Raw genomic sequence first — 16,879 nt, forward strand, 5'->3', positions numbered from 1 at the left:
ATAGGGGTTTGCAAACCCCTATATTTTCTACTTACACAGTTTTTGAGACAGTCCCGGTACACCAGATCTTGTCAATCAAATCAAAGACTCCCCTTTTTCTTACCACCTATTTCTTTTATCTGAACTTGAAAAGGCAGTAGAATCTGGAGAGATTCAAAAATACCACTTCAATTTTTTGCGTAATTTACTCGAAAAGACTTCCACTTTTCTAGGATTCAACAATTGGGAAGATTTGTTGCCCCAGGAATCCCGTCAAGCATATTATAACCGTATAATCAATCTTTCAAGTCATTCTAAACATAATGGCGAAGAAATTTCAATTATTGAAGATAACGATAAAAGAGTTTTAGGTTTTTTAGTTGGTGAAGTAAAAAGAATGTATGGCTTTAAATCTGCAGTAAATTAAGTATAAAAACAGAAAATGTCACAGAATAAAACCATAGCAGAATCGAAAAACTTTATTGTTTTAGATAACTATAAAAAGTTTTCAGAACTCAATGAAGCGTCGGTTAGCTATCAAACGGAAGCAGCTTTAGAAAAAGAACTTATTCAGGATCTACAAGATCAGGGTTACGAAGTGCTTCCGCAGTTTAATCAGGAATCTATGCTGGCTAATGTTCGGGTACAATTGCAGAACCTGAACGATATGCAATTTACCAATAGCGAATGGCAGCGTTTTCTGGTAGAATATTTAGATAAGCCAAGCGATAACCTTGTTGATAAAACAAGAAAGATCCACGACGATTATATCTACGATTTTGTATTTGATGACGGGCATATACAAAATATTTATCTGGTAGATAAAAAGAACATAACGCGCAATAAGGTACAGGTCATTTCCCAGTTTGAACAGAAAGGTACACAAGCCAATCGCTATGATGTTACTGTTTTAGTCAATGGTTTGCCATTAGTGCAGATTGAACTTAAAAAACGCGGTATTGCCATTCGTGAGGCTTTCAACCAGGTACACCGCTACACCAAAGAAAGTTTCAATACTAAGAACTCCCTGTTTAAATATCTACAGCTTTTTGTGATCAGCAATGGTACCGATACCCGATACTTTGCCAATACCGTAGAGCGAAACAAAAATAGTTTCGACTTTACAATGAATTGGGCGAAATCCGACAATTCACTCATTAAAGATCTAAAAGATTTTACGGCTACTTTTTTTGAGAAAAATACCTTACTCAATATTCTACTCCACTATTCGGTATTCGATATAAGTAACACCTTACTTATAATGCGCCCCTATCAAATTGCAGCAACGGAGCGAATTCTATGGAAAATAAGAAGCAGTTATGAAGCAAAAAAATGGGCATCAACTGAAAGTGGTGGATTCATTTGGCATACTACAGGATCGGGAAAAACCCTAACCAGTTTTAAAGCGGCACGCCTGGCTACCGAATTAGATTTTATTGATAAAGTATTCTTTGTAGTAGATCGTAAAGACTTAGACTTTCAAACTATGAAGGAGTATCAGCGGTTTTCTCCAGATAGTGTAAACGGTTCAGAAAGTACAGCCGGTTTAAAAAGAAATATTGAGAAAGACGATAATAAGATTATTGTTACTACCATTCAAAAATTAAATAATCTTATTAAAAGCGAAAATAATTTAGCCTTATACCAGAAGCAAGTAGTTTTTATTTTTGATGAAGCACATAGATCGCAATTTGGGGAAGCTCAAAAAAACCTTCAAAAGAAATTTAAAAAGTATTATCAATTCGGGTTTACCGGTACACCAATTTTCCCTGAAAATGCTTTAGGTGCAGATACGACCGCAAGTGTATTTGGTAGGGAGTTACATTCCTATGTAATTACCGATGCTATACGGGATGAAAAAGTACTGAAGTTTAAGGTAGACTATAACGATGTTCGACCTCAGTTTAAGGGAATTGAAACCGAACAGGATCTGGAAAAGCTAAGTGCCGCAGAAAATAAAAAGGCCTTACTACATCCCACACGGATAAAAGAAATATCACAGTATATTTTAAATAATTTCAGGCAAAAAACGCATAGAACCAGGGGAGGTAATACCGGTTTTAATGCAATGTTCGCGGTAAGTAGTATTGATGCTGCAAAGGCTTATTATGAAATGATAAATGACTTACAAAAAGATAGCGATAAGCCCTTGAAAATTGCAACCATCTTTTCTTTTGCGGCCAATGAAGAGCAAAATGCAATAGGTGAAATTCAGGATGAAAGCTTCGAGCCTTCTGCAATGGATATGAGTGCCAAAGAGTTCTTAACCAAAGCTATCAACGACTATAACACAATGTTTAAAACCAGTTTTGGAGTTGACAGCAAAGAATTCCAGAACTACTATCGCGATTTAGCCAAACGGGTAAAAAATCAGGATATCGACTTTTTAATTGTAGTAGGTATGTTCTTAACCGGTTTTGATGCTCCTACTTTAAATACCTTGTTTGTCGATAAAAATCTTCGCTATCACGGTTTGATGCAGGCATTTTCACGTACCAATCGTATTTACGATGCAACAAAGACCTTTGGGAATATTGTGACCTTTAGAGACCTGGAGAAAGCGACAGTAGATGCCATTACTCTTTTTGGGGATAGTAAAACAAAGAATGTTGTATTAGAGAAAAGCTATAAAGAATATTTGGAAGGCTTTAAAGATCTAGCCGCAGGAAAAGCGAGTCGCGGTTACATAGAAATAGTAGATGAGCTAAATGAAAAGTTTCCAAATCCGGATGCAATAGAAACTGAAAAGCAGAAAAAGGAATTTTCTAAACTTTTTGGGGAGTACTTGCGAGTAGAAAACATCCTTCAGAATTATGATGAATTTACACACCTAAAAGCACTTAAGCAATTAGATAAAAATGATACAGAAGCCATTGAAGAGTTTAAAGAAGTTAACTTTTTAACCGATGCAGATATTGAAAATATGCAGGCGGTTGAAGTGCTTGATGAACGTACCGTTCAGGATTACCGTTCTACCTATAATGATATTCGTGATTGGCTAAGAAGAGAAAAACAGGGGAAGGAAGCTGAAGAATCTAGTATCGATTGGGATGATGTAGTTTTTGAAATAGACTTACTGAAGTCACAGGAAATCAACCTGGATTATATTCTTGAATTGATATTTGAGAACAACAAGAAAACCAAAAACAAAGCAGACTTAGTCGAAGAAATAAGACGAGTAATACGGGCCAGCCTGGAGAATAGAGCAAAAGAAAGTTTAATAGTTAAATTTATCAATTCAACGGATATTGATTCAATAAATGAAAAGGCTACTATATTGGAATCATTCTATGCCTTTGCGCAAAAAGAATTAAAAAAAGAGGCAGATGATTTAATTGAATCTGAAAATTTAAATGAAGAAGCAGCCAAACGTTATATATTAAATTCTTTGAAGCGTGAATACGCAAGTGAAAATGGTACAGAATTGAATTCTATTTTACCTAAAATGAGTCCGTTAAACCCCAATTACCTAACAAAGAAACAAAGTGTCTTACAAAAGATTTCCTCTTTTGTAGAAAAATTTAAACAGGTTGGAGGTAAAATATAAATGCACCATAGTAATATTATAATTTGTCACCATTAATCCCGGGAAAATGTACCTAATAGACAAAAGCACTAACCGTATAACCAAACTCAAACAAAAGACTTTCTCTGAATTAAAATTCAGGGAACGGGACCATTTACAGGAGTGGATCGCCAATAATCCGGCATCTCTTGGTGAAGAATTATTAATAATCCAGAAAGAGTTTTGCGGTTTTACAGAAACCAACGAAAGACTTGATCTGTTAGCCCTGGATAAACTTGGCAATATTGTGGTTATTGAAAATAAGTTGGATGATTCTGGGAAGGATGTTACCTGGCAGGCTATTAAGTATGCTTCTTATTGTGCCAGCTTAACCAAACAGGATATTATCAAAATTTATCAGGACTATCTCGGCTCATCTGCAATTGCTCAGGATAAATTATGTGACTTCTTTGAAGGGAAAGATATAAGCGAAATTGTATTAAATCAGGGCTTGAATTCCCAGCGATTAATCCTGGTAGCAGCTAACTTCAGAAAAGAAGTCACCTCATCTGTTTTATGGTTATTAAACTTTAAGATCCGTCTCCAATGTTTTAAGGTTACGCCATTTTCCTTTGATGACCAACTATTCCTGAATGTAGAGCAAATTCTACCTACCAAGGAAACCGAAGATTTTGCTATTAGTATTTCCACCAAAGCCCAAGAAGAAATTGAGGTACAGGAAACATTAAAAAACAGACACCACGTCAGATTGAAGTTCTGGGAAAACTTTATTAATTATAGTAATTCCAGAAACAACCTATTCTCCAACAATTCTCCCTCCAAAGAGAGTTGGATTGGTAAAGGTATTGGTATGAGTGGCGTTAGTTTAAATTTAGTAGTAAGCAGTAATTACTGCCGAAGTGAGATTGTTTTCAATAGAGGAAGTAAAGAAGAGAATAAAGAACTGTTTGATTTCATTTACAAGATGAAAGACCAGATTGAAGCTGATTATGGGCGTGAACTTACCTGGGAAAGAATGGATGAAAATGTTACCTGTCGTATCAAAGACCAGTTAGATGGAGTGAGCTATTTCGAAGAAACCGACTGGCCAACAATCCCCGAATTTCTAGTAGATACTTCCGTAAAAATGGAAAACGCTTTTAAAGAACCCATTAGAAAATTAAACCTTTATTCCAAGAATAAGCCATAGTTAGAATGCTATTGTAATTGTAAAAAACATAAAGTTTGAAAAAGACCTATTAAATGTTTTGTATAAGGAAAGCTAGATTCTGTTCAAATTCATATTACAAATTAAAAAAGGGTTTATGTCTGATTACGGGCTACAATTTGCTAAATACCAAATTCTAAAGAATTCAAAAAGCCCTAAATAAAACCTTATTTGATTAGAAAAGTTAAATTATGTTAAAGCGAGACCAATCCGGTGACCAATTTTTTTAGGCTTCTGGGAACCCCTGTAAATACTATAAAATTTAAAAATCGGTCGTTCCCTCCGACTCCACTTCCGCCCTCTGAAGCTTCGATTAAAACAAGAAGCGAAAGAGGGCTTTTTTTATGTTACAACTGAATTCAAATTAGTGCAAAGGGGTGATCTTTTCGAGAACCTTTTCTTTTAAACCAAATTCCATAGCACTTCCTATATGTTTTCAATTCTCAGATTATCCATCTTCTGCTTAAAATCATTAAACAGCTCCACATACTGCTTCAGGATACTATCTGTAATTTCCCTGGCTGTTTTTTCGTCGTAGGTATGGGTTGTTTTATTCCGACTAATGATCATATCCATCCAGACTTCATCATTAGTTATTAAACCAACCTTAAAAGCTTGCCGGGTAGCATCCCTGCTTCCCCTAATTTCCGGGTTAGCCTGGTACGCACGGTGGTAATTTTCCAGCCGCTGTTGCCATTTAATATCTTCCTTCCTAACATATAGAATCGTTCTTTACAAAGTTATCCATAATTGGAAAAAACCAGGAAAGCAGGGGTATACACTTTCAGGTTTTTATTCTAAGCATTATTTTCTTCGTCATCCTCTTTTAATTTAAGCAGCAATTCATCTATAGAGGTTATATTTTCCTGTTTTTCTTCTTCGCTCATCACTTTATATTCTTCTACTGTTTTATTAATACTGTCCAATTGCTGCTGAATATCCACTTCTTCAAAACCAGCAAAAGTCATTTCGTGAAGACAATGTGCCAGGATCTCCAATTCAGAAAAACTCTTCAGACTTTGCGGACTTATATTCATAGCCAACCATTTGCTCCAGGCTGTAAATTCGAGGGCGCGTGCAAATTCTTCTTCTTCACTTTTCGGGTAAAGATATTTTCCGGAAACATCTACATATTCAGAGCTATCAAAATCATCTTTGACGGTCTTTATCAGAATCTCCATATCTGTTTCTTCAGACGACATTGTTACTAATTGATCAAAAACATTTTCATAGCCTTCCATATTCCTTCCTTCCTCAGGATATAATTCCCGGAATACAGAAGCTATACTTAACCAGGAATTGCTCTGCAACATCTGTTTCAAGGTCATACATCGAGTATTTTAGGTTTGAATTCTGTAAAATTATAATTTTCCCACTTGAATTTCCCAGGAATTCATTACTGATAAATCTAAATGCTGTAATAAGATAAATTTTTTATAACGACATATTTTGTCGTGACTTCTTCTTTAATTTGTTCAGAATTTATAAATTCAAAGCATGAATGTTTTATACCTCCACGGACTCCAAAGCAAACTCAGCCCTCAAAAGAAAACGATCTTAGAACAATACGGGAAAGTTTATGCGCCCGATATTAATTACAAGGCGACGCACATTCAACCCGCCAGGATCTTAAAACAATTTCCAGATACCGAATTCAATACGATCATCGGCAGCAGTATGGGCGCCTTAAATGCTTATCTGATTTCTGAAAATATCGGCAGGCCTGCTTTATTATTTAATCCGCCATTATCGAAATATCAGAAAATAAAGTTTAGTTCCAGTTTTATGAAAGGACTGGCTTTTAAACAGATCATCCTGGGAGGAAGTGACGAAGTGGTAAATCCTTCAGAAACTATGAAATTCCTGGGGAATCATTTAAAAGAAGCTGAACTGGAAATTATCATAAATCCTCATCTCGGCCATCGAATTCCTATGGAAGTATTTCAGAAACAGGTACGATCATTCTTCTCTAAACTCTGCTATTAAAAACTTACTTATGTCTGTACGCCAAACCATCAAACGTCATTTTAAGATCATTTCTCTGCTTCAGAAAAAAGCTATGAGTTTTGAGGAGCTTCAGGATGAAATTTCAGTAGATCCCGATTCTATTGAAGAAAAATTACTTACCTCCCAACGAACATTTCAGAGAGATATGCTGGACATCGCTTCTATTTATGGAATCGAGATCACCTCAGACAAGAGCAGGAATCTTTATTATATAAAAGAAGACGTGAAAGATGAAAGCACCCAGAGATTACGGGAAAATTACGATCTACTCAATGCGATTCGTCTCTCTAAAGGCATGGGGAACAGTCTTTTTTTTGAACAAAGGAAAGCTTTGGGAACAAAGCACATGGCAGGCCTTCTTTATGCTGTTCAGAATTTATTGGTGGTAGAATTTGAATACCTGAAGTTCTGGGATGGATCTTTAAGTCAGAGACGGGTATATCCCATCTCATTAAAGGAAGCCCGTAACCGGTGGTACCTCATCGCCCAGGATGAAAACGATGCTGTCATCAAAAACTTTTCGCTGGACCGGATAGAGAATTTAAATTTAACCCGGGATCCATTTAAGCCGATAGATTATGATGTGGAAAAAGAATTTGAAACCAGTTTCGGGATCATTAATGGTACTGAAGAAGAAGCCGCGAAAGTAATTTTATCGTTTACACCCCGTGAAGGCCGATATGTACAATCACTGCCTTTACATACTAGTCAGGAATTAGTAGAAGAAAATGATAAGGAGATTAAATTCAGCTATTTCATAAGGCCCACCTATGATTTTAAAATGGAAATTCTCTCTTATGGAGACCAGGTAAAAGTAGTTGCTCCTGTTTCCCTTCAACAGCAGATCAGGGAGCAATTAGAAAAATCTATTGCGCAATATTAGGCGACAGCTTTTGGCGCACATCTGCATTAGATTTGAAAATAAATTATATCCGCTGAGCGAGATTCGTTTCCAAAGTAGGGTTAGGAATCATTATCTCTAACTCAGCGGTTTTTAAGCATTAGAAATAACACTTAGGAATGGATTAGGTAGAACAGAACTAAAATTTTTTCATCTACAAAATTTTGTCAATATTAGACTGTGCAAAAATAGCCATCACTTCTTTGCATGATTCTCGAAATCTTTAAAGAAGCTCCATGTTTTGAGGCGGCTATTTTATTTCTTTATATCCTTAGAAAACTGACCCATGAAAATTCTACATACTGCCGACTGGCATATTGGTAAAAAGCTGCATAAACACGAACTGAATGAAGATTTTGATCTTTTTATTGCGTGGCTCGTGGATTATATAAAAAATCACGGAATTGATGTGCTCCTTATTTCAGGGGATATTTTTGACCTGGCGAATCCTTCTTCTGAAGCTCGAAAGCAGTATTATCAATCGCTGTTGCAACTTAAACAGCTGGATTGTAAGATCATCGCTACCGGTGGGAATCATGATTCTCCGGCCATGCTCAATGCGCCGGCAGAACTTATGCGTGCACTCGAAATGGAAGTTATTGGAGGAATTCCAGAAAATATTCGGGACGTACTTATCCCGATATACGACCAAAATAAAAAATTAGAACTGGTGATCGCAGCCATTCCCTATCTCAGAGATGGAGACCTACGATCTGGAATGAACCTTACAAATTATGAAGACCGTTTGCAGGCCATACGCGAAGGTATCCGGAATGTTTTTTCTACAGCTGAAGAAATATGCAAAAACAGTTTTCCAGGAGTCCCGGTGATTGCAATGGGGCATTTATATACCGCAGGCATCGAAAGTTCTGAGAGTGAACGTGACATCCAGATAGGAAATCAGGCAGCTTTTCAGGCTTCTCATTTTGGTGACTACTTTAGTTATGTGGCTTTAGGGCATATTCATAAACCCCAGCAGGTAAAAGCCGATATTCCTGTTTTTTATAGTGGTTCCCCTCTTCCTCTTTCCTTTAGCGAAAGAAAGGACGAAAAAAGAATGCTGCTCATAGACACCAAAAAAGGATTTGAACCGGAAAGCATAAGGCTCCCCAATTTTAGACAACTTATTCGTATTACCGGAAACCTGGGGGAGCTGGAGAATAAATTACTGGCTTTAGAAAATACTTCCGCACTCACTTCTTTAATTGAAGTAGAATTAATTGAAGAGCAACACGATGCCCAAAAAGTATATGCACTGGATATGCTGATCAATAATTTCAAAAAAGTAGGTTTTGAAATCGTAAAACAGAGAGCTCATTTCAAAAACCGACTGCAGGGAACTGCCGAAATTTATGATCAAAGTCAGCAACTCGAAGATTTAAAGCCAAAAGAAGTTTTTACAGAACTTATCGCAAATCATGAATATACTGAAGAGGATAAAAATGAGATCCTGGCAGCTTTTGATGAGATCCTTGAAGAAGTTCAATCTGAAAAATCATAACACATGAAGATCTTAAAAGTAGAATTTGAAAATATAAACTCCCTTAAAGGTTTTCACGAGATAGATTTTAGTATCGAGCCCTTTGTCACCAATTCCCTGTTTGCAATTACGGGGCCTACGGGCAGTGGTAAAAGCAGTATTCTTGATGTGATCTGTCTTGCTATCTTCGGAAAAATCCCCCGCATCCCGGGTTCCCGGGAAATCTCCAGGAATGATATCGAAAAGATGGGGACCATCCTTACCAGGAATCAGGAAAGCGCCTTTGCCAGGGTAACTTACGAATCGCGCTTTGGAAAATTTATTGCTCAGTGGGATATCTCCACGAATAGAAACGGGAATCTTCGGAATCCTGATATGGAGATCAAAGATGCTAGTGATGGTTCGATCATTACCTCAAAAAAATCTGAAGCACCAGGAAAAAATGAAGAATTGATAGGGTTGAATTACGATCAATTCATCAAATCTGTACTGCTGGCACAGGGTGAATTCGCACAATTCCTAAAAACCAGAAAAGAAGAACGAGGTGAACTCCTTGAGAAGATCACCGGAACAGGAATTTACAGGCAGCTGGGCATTAAAGCTTTTGAAAAGAACAGAGAAGCGACCAAAGAGATTCAGCAGCAGCAATATGACATTGAGAGTATTAAAAGAGACCTGCTGGATGAAGAAAAACTGAAAGAGTACACCTCAGAACTTCAACAGAAAAACAAGCTTTCAGACACACAAGAAAAGGAAATCGAAGCTTTAAAAAAAGCCCTGGACCTGAAGCAGGATATTGCCAATACCAGGAGCGATATTCAGAAGCAGCAAAACGAGCTGAACTCATCCCTGGAAAACTTAAAAGAATTCGAGGATAAATATGGCAGACCTTTAACCCAACATGAAATTGTTCAGCCTAAAGCAGATGAACTAAGGAAATGGCAGCAGGCAGAAAATACTTCAGAAGCGCTTACAAAGAAAAAAGAGGAGCTTGCAGCATCCATTGAAACCAATAAAATTCAGCTTAAAAAACTACTGAAAAACACTTCCGAATTAATTAAAAAGAACACCAATGCTGAAGAACTCTCGAGTGACCTAAATAATTTCCGGGATAGGATCCTCTTACTGCAGGGGCAAAAACAAAAGAAGCTTGACCTGTATAATTCCAAAGCAGATCTGTTGCAGACAGAGCTTCGGGATTCCCAGGTGCAATTTGTAAATAAAGACCTGGAGAATCTTAAAACGACCCTGGATTCAGAATTAAAAAAATATACCGCGCTTGCAGAGGAGATCAATAAAAAGCTAGACCTAAACCCTGCAGATGATATTGATAAAAATAAGCAGAGAATTAAAACAAAGATAGATTTGGCCAGAAAGGCTTCCCGGGATTTTTCTTTGCTTGAAAATTTAAAGTCTGAAATAAGTTCCAGGCAGAAAGAACTGGATGAAAATTCATCAAAATTAAAACAACTTCCGGAACAGATCAGGAAAGCTCAATTTCAGGCCAAAGATCTTCAAAAAGAACTTCAAAATTTAAGGCTGACCAGGGAAAACCAGAAACTAAGAGCCAGTCTTGAACAACACCGCGCTAAATTAATAGATGGGGAAGTCTGTCCCCTTTGTGGATCTGAACATCATCCTTATGCTGAAAATAATGAGGAGGAAAAGCAGATTGATGATAATTCCCTGCACCTGGCGGAACAGAAAACTGAAAAGGCACAGAAAGAACTCAGCCAATTGGAAGCTACTTATAGAAATCTTAATGAGCAGATTCTTACAATTGAAAAAGCCCTGAAACCTCTTCAGGAAAATGAGAAAACCAAGAAGCGTGCATTTTCAGAGAAATTTGCTGAATTTAATTATATAAGCGATCAGCAAAAATTTGATGAGATCATTGAGCAATTGGAAAGTCAGCTGGATTTAATTACAGGCTTTGAAAAAATTCAGAATAATAAAAGATCGATAGAAAATGCCATTCCTATCGCAAATGAAATGCAGAGCATCAAAAAAGATGGAGTAGCCATAAAAAAAGAACTGGATTCGCTTTACGAGGGTAAAAATATCCAGCAGGATGTTCAGCAGTTAATGAACAGCTGGAACCGGCTTCAGCAGGATCATGTTCACCTGCATAAACTTTCACAGGAAAATCAGGACCTGATCGTTGCTAACCAAAAAATCATTTCCAGAACAGCAGAAAACTTAAAGCAATTCCTCTCTGAGACAGGTTTTGATACTATAGACGAAGCCGGGAATGCCCTGATGCCTGAAGCAGAAGTTTTAGAGCTTAGGAAAAAGAAACAACAACATACCAAGGCAGTTGAAGACTGCAGGACCTCTATTAAAGTGCTGGAAACCCAGCTTCAGAACAAACAGCAGAAGGATACTGAAATAGAAAAAGAGGTTCTGGAAGATTCCCTGAAGAAGATCATTGAATCATGCAATAATTTAAAAAATGAATGTAAAGAACTGGAACGGCAATTGAAAAATAATGCCGACCAAGTCTCCAAAATGAAGCGATTAAAAGAAGAAATTGCAGAAAAGGAAAAACAGACCAGGCGCTGGAGAATGCTGAATGAACTCATAGGCGACTCCAGAGGCAAAATGTTCAATGACTTTGCCCAGGATCTTACGCTTACCCATCTTCTTTCCCTGGCGAATATCAGGTTAAAGGACCTTAATGACCGTTATCTTATAGATAAACCAGGGGAGGATGAGGACGACGGACTCATCGCCATTGATGAACATATGGGTGGACAGAGAAGGTCTATAAAAACGCTATCGGGTGGCGAAACTTTTATTTTGAGTCTTAGTATGGCGCTGGCATTATCAGATCTTGCTTCGAAAAGTGTGGATATCAACAGCCTTTTTATCGACGAAGGCTTTGGAACACTGGATCCTGAAACTCTGGATCAGACTTTGGACACGCTGGAAAAGCTGCAGGCTGAATCGTCCAAAACTATTGGAATTATAAGTCATGTGGAATCTTTAAAAGAAAGGATCACCACTCAAATTCAATTGAGCAGGAATGGCCAGGGATATAGTAAATTAAGGATCACTCCTGAACCGGAGAAATATTTGGGTAATTGATGAACGTAAAAGTGAATATTAAATAATTTCTGGAAAGCTATATTGTGTGAATTTTAAACTTATTAGCAATGAACTAACTTCAGCTTTTTTCACGGCTATTTAGAAAATTTCTGAGAAGCCTGTTTATATTAGCTTTTCCTACCGGATTAGCGCTTTGTGAACTCCATACCGGTGGTGGAACATTATTGTCCAGACAGAAATTCACCAGCCATTTTGCACACTCGTATCCGCTGGGTGTATTTTCTCCCAGATCATGATCAAAACATATTCCGTCCGGTAATCCATTTTCAAGTATCCAATTTTTAAACTGAGAATAATTTTTCAACCAAATCACCTCCACCGCCTTGCCAATTGGGCTATAGGCCAGCCAGTCCATTCTGATATCTTCCGGATCTCTTATATCATCTAGCCAAATTAGTGTTTTCATCTGTTTAGGTTTAGAAGATGGTATCTGTATTTTTTTAGGTGCGGGGTGAAATTCTATTTTTTTGAAAGCTTTCCTGATTACGGAAATCCAGTATTTCTTCGAAATCCATTTCTTAAGGATTAATATATTCATCATCAATTTCTACAAGAATAGAAATGAAGAGAGACAGAAGATGTCGTAAATAAAGAAAAGTTACTGAATCAATTCTTTTAGATGCTCATAGATCATCACCATAGCCAGGGTATCCAGCTCGCAATATTTAAGTAGGGAATTTTTGATTTCCAGGCGTTCCTCTTCCGGCATATCGCTATACTGCAGTTTCCCATAAGCAGTAAGTGCGGCTCCTCCATCAGCGATATTTTCCATGTCTGAAATGGTGGCATCTAACTGCGCTTCATCCCAATCTTCAAATAATGGAGGTAAGGTTTTATACGGACTCTGGATTTCACCATCTTTATGCTGAAGCCAGATATGATCTTCGAAGAAATTCAGTGAGGTAAGCTTTAATTCACCAATAGGGCTTGAATATTTAGCCTGTAGAAATGCGGAAGTTTTTAATGATGCCGGCAAAACGTTCTTTATACTGTTTGAGCCGCCCATATGAAGATTATAATAATAGTCTTTGACGACTTCGCAGAGATCGATCATATTTCTTTCCCCGGTCCAGTTCTCGGCACTGCCGCCGGTTGAGCTGGTTATGGTCCTGATGAATTCTTTCAGTTCTTCTTTATCAGGTTCTGAAGATTCACATAACTGAACATAGATCTGGTTGAGAACAGAATTCTCATGGTGTGAATATCTAAATATGCTTCCGGAATTTTTGGATAAAGCATTCTTCAGATTTCTGATAAATTCAAAATTGGGAAATTTACCGGCCTCGAAATTGATGTACTGGGAAGCGTGTTTTATCTCGCCGTTTATCTCAACAGTATGATGTGAAAATTGAAAGGCAACTTGCTCATACGGCCTTCTGCCCTTATTGAATGGCAAAGCACTCATGGAAGTTTCAAAATCGATAAAATTCAGAGGAAATTTCCAGGTGGCCATCTCTCTTTTAAGATCGTCTTTAAAAAGCAGTACCGTATAATCCTTATTAAGGCTTTTTTCCAATTGAACCCACTGCCGGTGGGAACCTGAAAATTTATCCGGCTTTTCTTTTAACCCGATATCATCCTGATCCAATAGCTCGAGGTGTATTTTGCCTTCTTCGAAAAGTTTACTTCCGCGCCTGAAGTTCCACAAGCTGAAAGTATTCGGTTTTTCAAAATCGGCCGGTTTCCAGCCTAATTGTTTCTGAAAACATTCTTCAAATCCCGATTTTAATCCCTCTGCTTCCTGCTCCGGAGTGGCTCTGAATTCACAGGATTTACAGGTCCAGGAAACCGGGTAACTGAAATATTGATCTCTATGGTAATAATCTCCAAAAACTTTGATGGATTCTTCAAAACCCAGCTCTTCATAGATCCGGTGTTTCCCTGCTTCGATATCATCGAGAATTTCATCAACCGGTACGTTTCCTAAAACTGTTTCTCCGATTTCATGAGGGCTATCCACTTTTCTTATAATTCCGGTTCGATTATTTGCCTGTTTAGAGATGCGGAATAACTGGTTCAGGCCATCGATCTGAGCGACCTTACTTTTATCGGCCAGTTTTAAATAGGATTTTATTTTCCAATCCGGGTGGCATTTCTGAATTACATAACGCTGAAAAGCAACATCGAATAAATAAGGTTTCCAGCCGCCTGCTATACCTCCCCTTTTTCCGATCAGCAAATATTCATCCTCAGGATCGAAGGATTTCGCTTTTACTTCAATAAGCTGAATATTACTGCCTCGTTTTACCAGAATATCAGTCCTGATAAAAAGATTATCAAACTTAAAAGCCGCCTCAAAAATCACAACATTTTCACGTTGCAGCAGCTCATTTGTTTGCTCCACCAACAGCTCATAATTCCAGTCGTTATCTTCTATAAGTATGCCTTCGGGATATTCCAGCCGGGCCAGCTCCTCCACCTGGAATCCGCCCTCAGCCAGCTCCTGCAAAAAAGTATCTTCCAATTGCTGATTAGCGTACTCAGGCTTTTTGGTATAATAGAGCTTATTAGGACATTCTAATGCCAATTTAAATCGGGATTTGGTGAGGAGGCGGTGGGACATTTCTTTTTAAATTAATCCACGATTATATTAAATCTTCGAAGCTTCGCTGCTAGCCTCTCGTCAAGATTAGTTATATCATCGTCATTTAGTTCGATTAAGTTGATATTATATTTGTTATAAATTTCCTGTTTTACCTTTTTACGTCGAGCATATCTTTCATTCTCTTCAAGTCCCCAATATTCAATGTATAACTTTTCAGAGGGAATATAGAAATCGCAGTACATATCCTCATCTATATTTAATTTTCTCTCGTATGCATGCACAATTCCATTTTTGTAAAGAAAATCATCAATTAGTAATTCTGCTCTACTTCTAACGTAGTGGCCATCTGGAGTTCTTAAATTTGCAGGAAATTTAACTCTAAAATCATCCAGACTTTCTTGTTCGTGATCTTCTTCCTGAATAGTTGTATCTCCCTGACTTTCCTTAATTTCTCTAATCAAATGCTTATTTGTTAAGACACTTTCGTCCCAAATGATATAAGGCTTTCCGTTTCGAGCTTCCATTTGCTTGGCTCCATTTCTAATACCAGAATTAGTTGAAATCCAACCTCCTTTGCCTTTTTCAATCCATCCTAATTCTGAGAGATAAAGATTGACCTTCCTATTCGATATATTAAAATGCTCTCCAATTTTTGTAGCATTCACAGTGTTAGTTGAACTTACACTTTTATTAAAATTTAGACTCTCAGGCCATACCACATACTCTCCAAACTTTGGATTATACTTTACGTCCCCTCCAGCGATCCTTCCATTTTTGGTTAGGTTCCAATTTCCGTCTTTTTTATAAATCCACTGCTTTTCAGTTAATAGTCTGAAAAGCTCATTCGGTTCCAAATCATTTTTTTTAGCTAATGCTGTAGTTGAAACAAACTTCATTCAATAATATATTTTGATGATTATGATACTTTTAATTCTGATCGAGCAGGAATTTGCGATTTAAACCTCTCTTTCCATATATAATAACGTATTATACAATAAACCGGAGCCGCTATAAATCCAAAAGCCACTCCAAATATGAAAAAAAGAAGGGTAAGGAACTTAATAAACATTTTTGTTATAAACGAGCCGCCCTTAGGAATATACTTTCTGTAAGGTGAGAATAGGTAAATATTCGCCATTACTGCACTGATTACGAATCCAACTATAGGTATAAAACCGAGTAAAAAAGAAATTCCCGCTATCTTATAGAATTTCTTATCTATACTTCTCGTAAATGTTTTAAGTGATGGTTCATTAAAAAGCTTCTCTTCGCAATATTCACATTTTTGAAATACTTCCCTACTCTGTAATTTATTACCACAACTTGGACATTTTCTATGGGAAATAAGATTAATCTGATGCTCTTTTACATTGGATATAAGGCCGTCTTTCTTTTGCCCGAAGATCCCAATTTGATGCACCCGTGATTGTTTGGTTCCGCAATTAAAGCATTTAATAGCAAAGGGCATATTTCGCTCACCACAATGACTACATTCCACCTCTTGTTCTTCCAGTTTCTTTTCCTGTCGTTTGCGTATATAAACAAAAAGAGCAATCAGCCCTGCATACAGGATCACCATGAGGATTCCTGACCAGATAAGTAGAATAAAACCGAAGAAGACCATACTATCTTCCATCCAGCTTATAATCTTTCCTATAAAAAGATTATCATCTTCATCTATGTCTTCAAGAAATTCTATAAAATCCCTCCTTAGCGAGGCTAACCAGTGCACAGCTAACATTCCAAAAGCGAAAAGGATCCACATGGGATCAAAGCCTGCCAACTGTACTTCGTTCAGAATTTGCAAAGAACTATTATCAATCAAACCAAGACTTACAAGCAAATAACTAGCCGGTTTAAAATAAGTCACCGCATTATTCATTAGAGAACGTATATCCGGATTTTTATCTGCTAAAATTTCGAAAAATGATAGAATACCCAAAGTAACCAGTACCCACGTTTTTGTTAACATGTTTCCATCGGAAACTGTATCAACCCCTTCCATTCCAGGAAAGAGATTTGGATAGGTTAGAAAAATACCTGTTAGAAAGGCGGGTAAAAAAGTTCTTGAGGCAAACAATGGGATCATTCCCAGAGCCGCTACAACCTGGATAACGCTCATATTA

General features: G+C 37.3%; 13 protein-coding genes. 7 read left to right on the top strand and 6 right to left on the bottom strand.

Annotated features, from left to right (window positions below):
* Nucleotides 1–175 precede the first annotated feature (175 nt).
* From Q1K34_RS07270 to Q1K34_RS07280, 3 genes are read left to right on the top strand one after another with little or no spacing between them, the layout of a single operon-like run.
* On the top strand, nucleotides 176–406 hold the full coding sequence (locus tag Q1K34_RS07270; protein ID WP_300436515.1) for a hypothetical protein: 231 nt from the start codon (nucleotides 176–178) through the stop codon (nucleotides 404–406).
* A gap of 15 nt (nucleotides 407–421) precedes the next feature.
* Entirely contained in the window at nucleotides 422–3,526 is a 3,105-nt protein-coding gene (locus tag Q1K34_RS07275) for a type I restriction endonuclease subunit R (RefSeq protein ID WP_300436518.1), read from the top strand.
* 46 nt (nucleotides 3,527–3,572) lie between these two features.
* A complete protein-coding gene (locus Q1K34_RS07280; RefSeq protein WP_300436520.1) occupies nucleotides 3,573–4,694 on the top strand; it encodes a DUF4268 domain-containing protein in 1,122 nt (373 codons plus the stop codon).
* Nucleotides 4,695–5,138: 444 nt separating this feature from the next.
* On the opposite strand, the gene Q1K34_RS07285 is transcribed toward Q1K34_RS07280, so the two are convergent.
* Nucleotides 5,139–5,438 (bottom strand): HI0074 family nucleotidyltransferase substrate-binding subunit, encoded by a 300-nt coding sequence (locus Q1K34_RS07285; protein ID WP_367183312.1) that lies wholly within the window; start codon nucleotides 5,436–5,438, stop codon nucleotides 5,139–5,141.
* 71 nt (nucleotides 5,439–5,509) lie between these two features.
* The gene (locus Q1K34_RS07290; RefSeq protein ID WP_300436523.1) at nucleotides 5,510–6,040 is read right to left on the bottom strand and encodes a DUF6557 family protein; all 531 of its coding nucleotides are present in this window, start codon (nucleotides 6,038–6,040) and stop codon (nucleotides 5,510–5,512) included.
* A gap of 169 nt (nucleotides 6,041–6,209) precedes the next feature.
* On the opposite strand from Q1K34_RS07290, the gene Q1K34_RS07295 reads away from it, so the two are divergent.
* The 4 genes from Q1K34_RS07295 to Q1K34_RS07310 all read left to right on the top strand — a co-directional run bounded on the left by Q1K34_RS07295 (nucleotide 6,210) and on the right by Q1K34_RS07310 (nucleotide 12,187).
* On the top strand, nucleotides 6,210–6,698 hold the full coding sequence (locus Q1K34_RS07295) for a YqiA/YcfP family alpha/beta fold hydrolase (protein WP_300436526.1): 489 nt from the start codon (nucleotides 6,210–6,212) through the stop codon (nucleotides 6,696–6,698).
* Nucleotides 6,699–6,708: 10 nt separating this feature from the next.
* Nucleotides 6,709–7,602, top strand: a complete 894-nt coding sequence (locus tag Q1K34_RS07300) for a WYL domain-containing protein (protein WP_300436528.1) — start codon at nucleotides 6,709–6,711, stop codon at nucleotides 7,600–7,602.
* 304 nt (nucleotides 7,603–7,906) lie between these two features.
* Nucleotides 7,907–9,121, top strand: a complete 1,215-nt coding sequence (gene sbcD / locus Q1K34_RS07305; RefSeq protein ID WP_300436531.1) for an exonuclease subunit SbcD — start codon at nucleotides 7,907–7,909, stop codon at nucleotides 9,119–9,121.
* Nucleotides 9,122–9,124: 3 nt separating this feature from the next.
* Nucleotides 9,125–12,187 (top strand): AAA family ATPase, encoded by a 3,063-nt coding sequence (locus Q1K34_RS07310; RefSeq protein WP_300436534.1) that lies wholly within the window; start codon nucleotides 9,125–9,127, stop codon nucleotides 12,185–12,187.
* Nucleotides 12,188–12,266: 79 nt separating this feature from the next.
* Here the strand turns inward: Q1K34_RS07310 and Q1K34_RS07315 are convergent, their stop codons facing one another.
* The 4 genes from Q1K34_RS07315 to Q1K34_RS07330 form a co-directional block, all read right to left on the bottom strand.
* The gene (locus Q1K34_RS07315; protein ID WP_300436537.1) at nucleotides 12,267–12,614 is read right to left on the bottom strand and encodes a cyclic-phosphate processing receiver domain-containing protein; all 348 of its coding nucleotides are present in this window, start codon (nucleotides 12,612–12,614) and stop codon (nucleotides 12,267–12,269) included.
* Nucleotides 12,615–12,806: 192 nt separating this feature from the next.
* Nucleotides 12,807–14,771: a DUF2779 domain-containing protein gene (locus Q1K34_RS07320; protein ID WP_300436539.1), complete on the bottom strand. Its 1,965-nt coding sequence runs from the start codon at nucleotides 14,769–14,771 to the stop codon at nucleotides 12,807–12,809.
* An 11-nt stretch (nucleotides 14,772–14,782) separates the two neighbouring features.
* Nucleotides 14,783–15,649, bottom strand: coding sequence for a hypothetical protein (locus Q1K34_RS07325; RefSeq protein WP_300436541.1), 867 nt, complete (start codon nucleotides 15,647–15,649; stop codon nucleotides 14,783–14,785).
* A 20-nt stretch (nucleotides 15,650–15,669) separates the two neighbouring features.
* Nucleotides 15,670–16,875 carry a zinc ribbon domain-containing protein gene (locus Q1K34_RS07330; RefSeq protein ID WP_300436543.1) on the bottom strand — a complete coding sequence of 402 codons (1,206 nt, stop codon included), beginning with the start codon at nucleotides 16,873–16,875 and terminating at the stop codon, nucleotides 15,670–15,672.
* Nucleotides 16,876–16,879 lie beyond the last annotated feature (4 nt).

The sequence above is a fragment of the Christiangramia sp. genome (assembly GCF_029937855.1).
Lineage (GTDB): Bacteria > Bacteroidota > Bacteroidia > Flavobacteriales > Flavobacteriaceae > Christiangramia.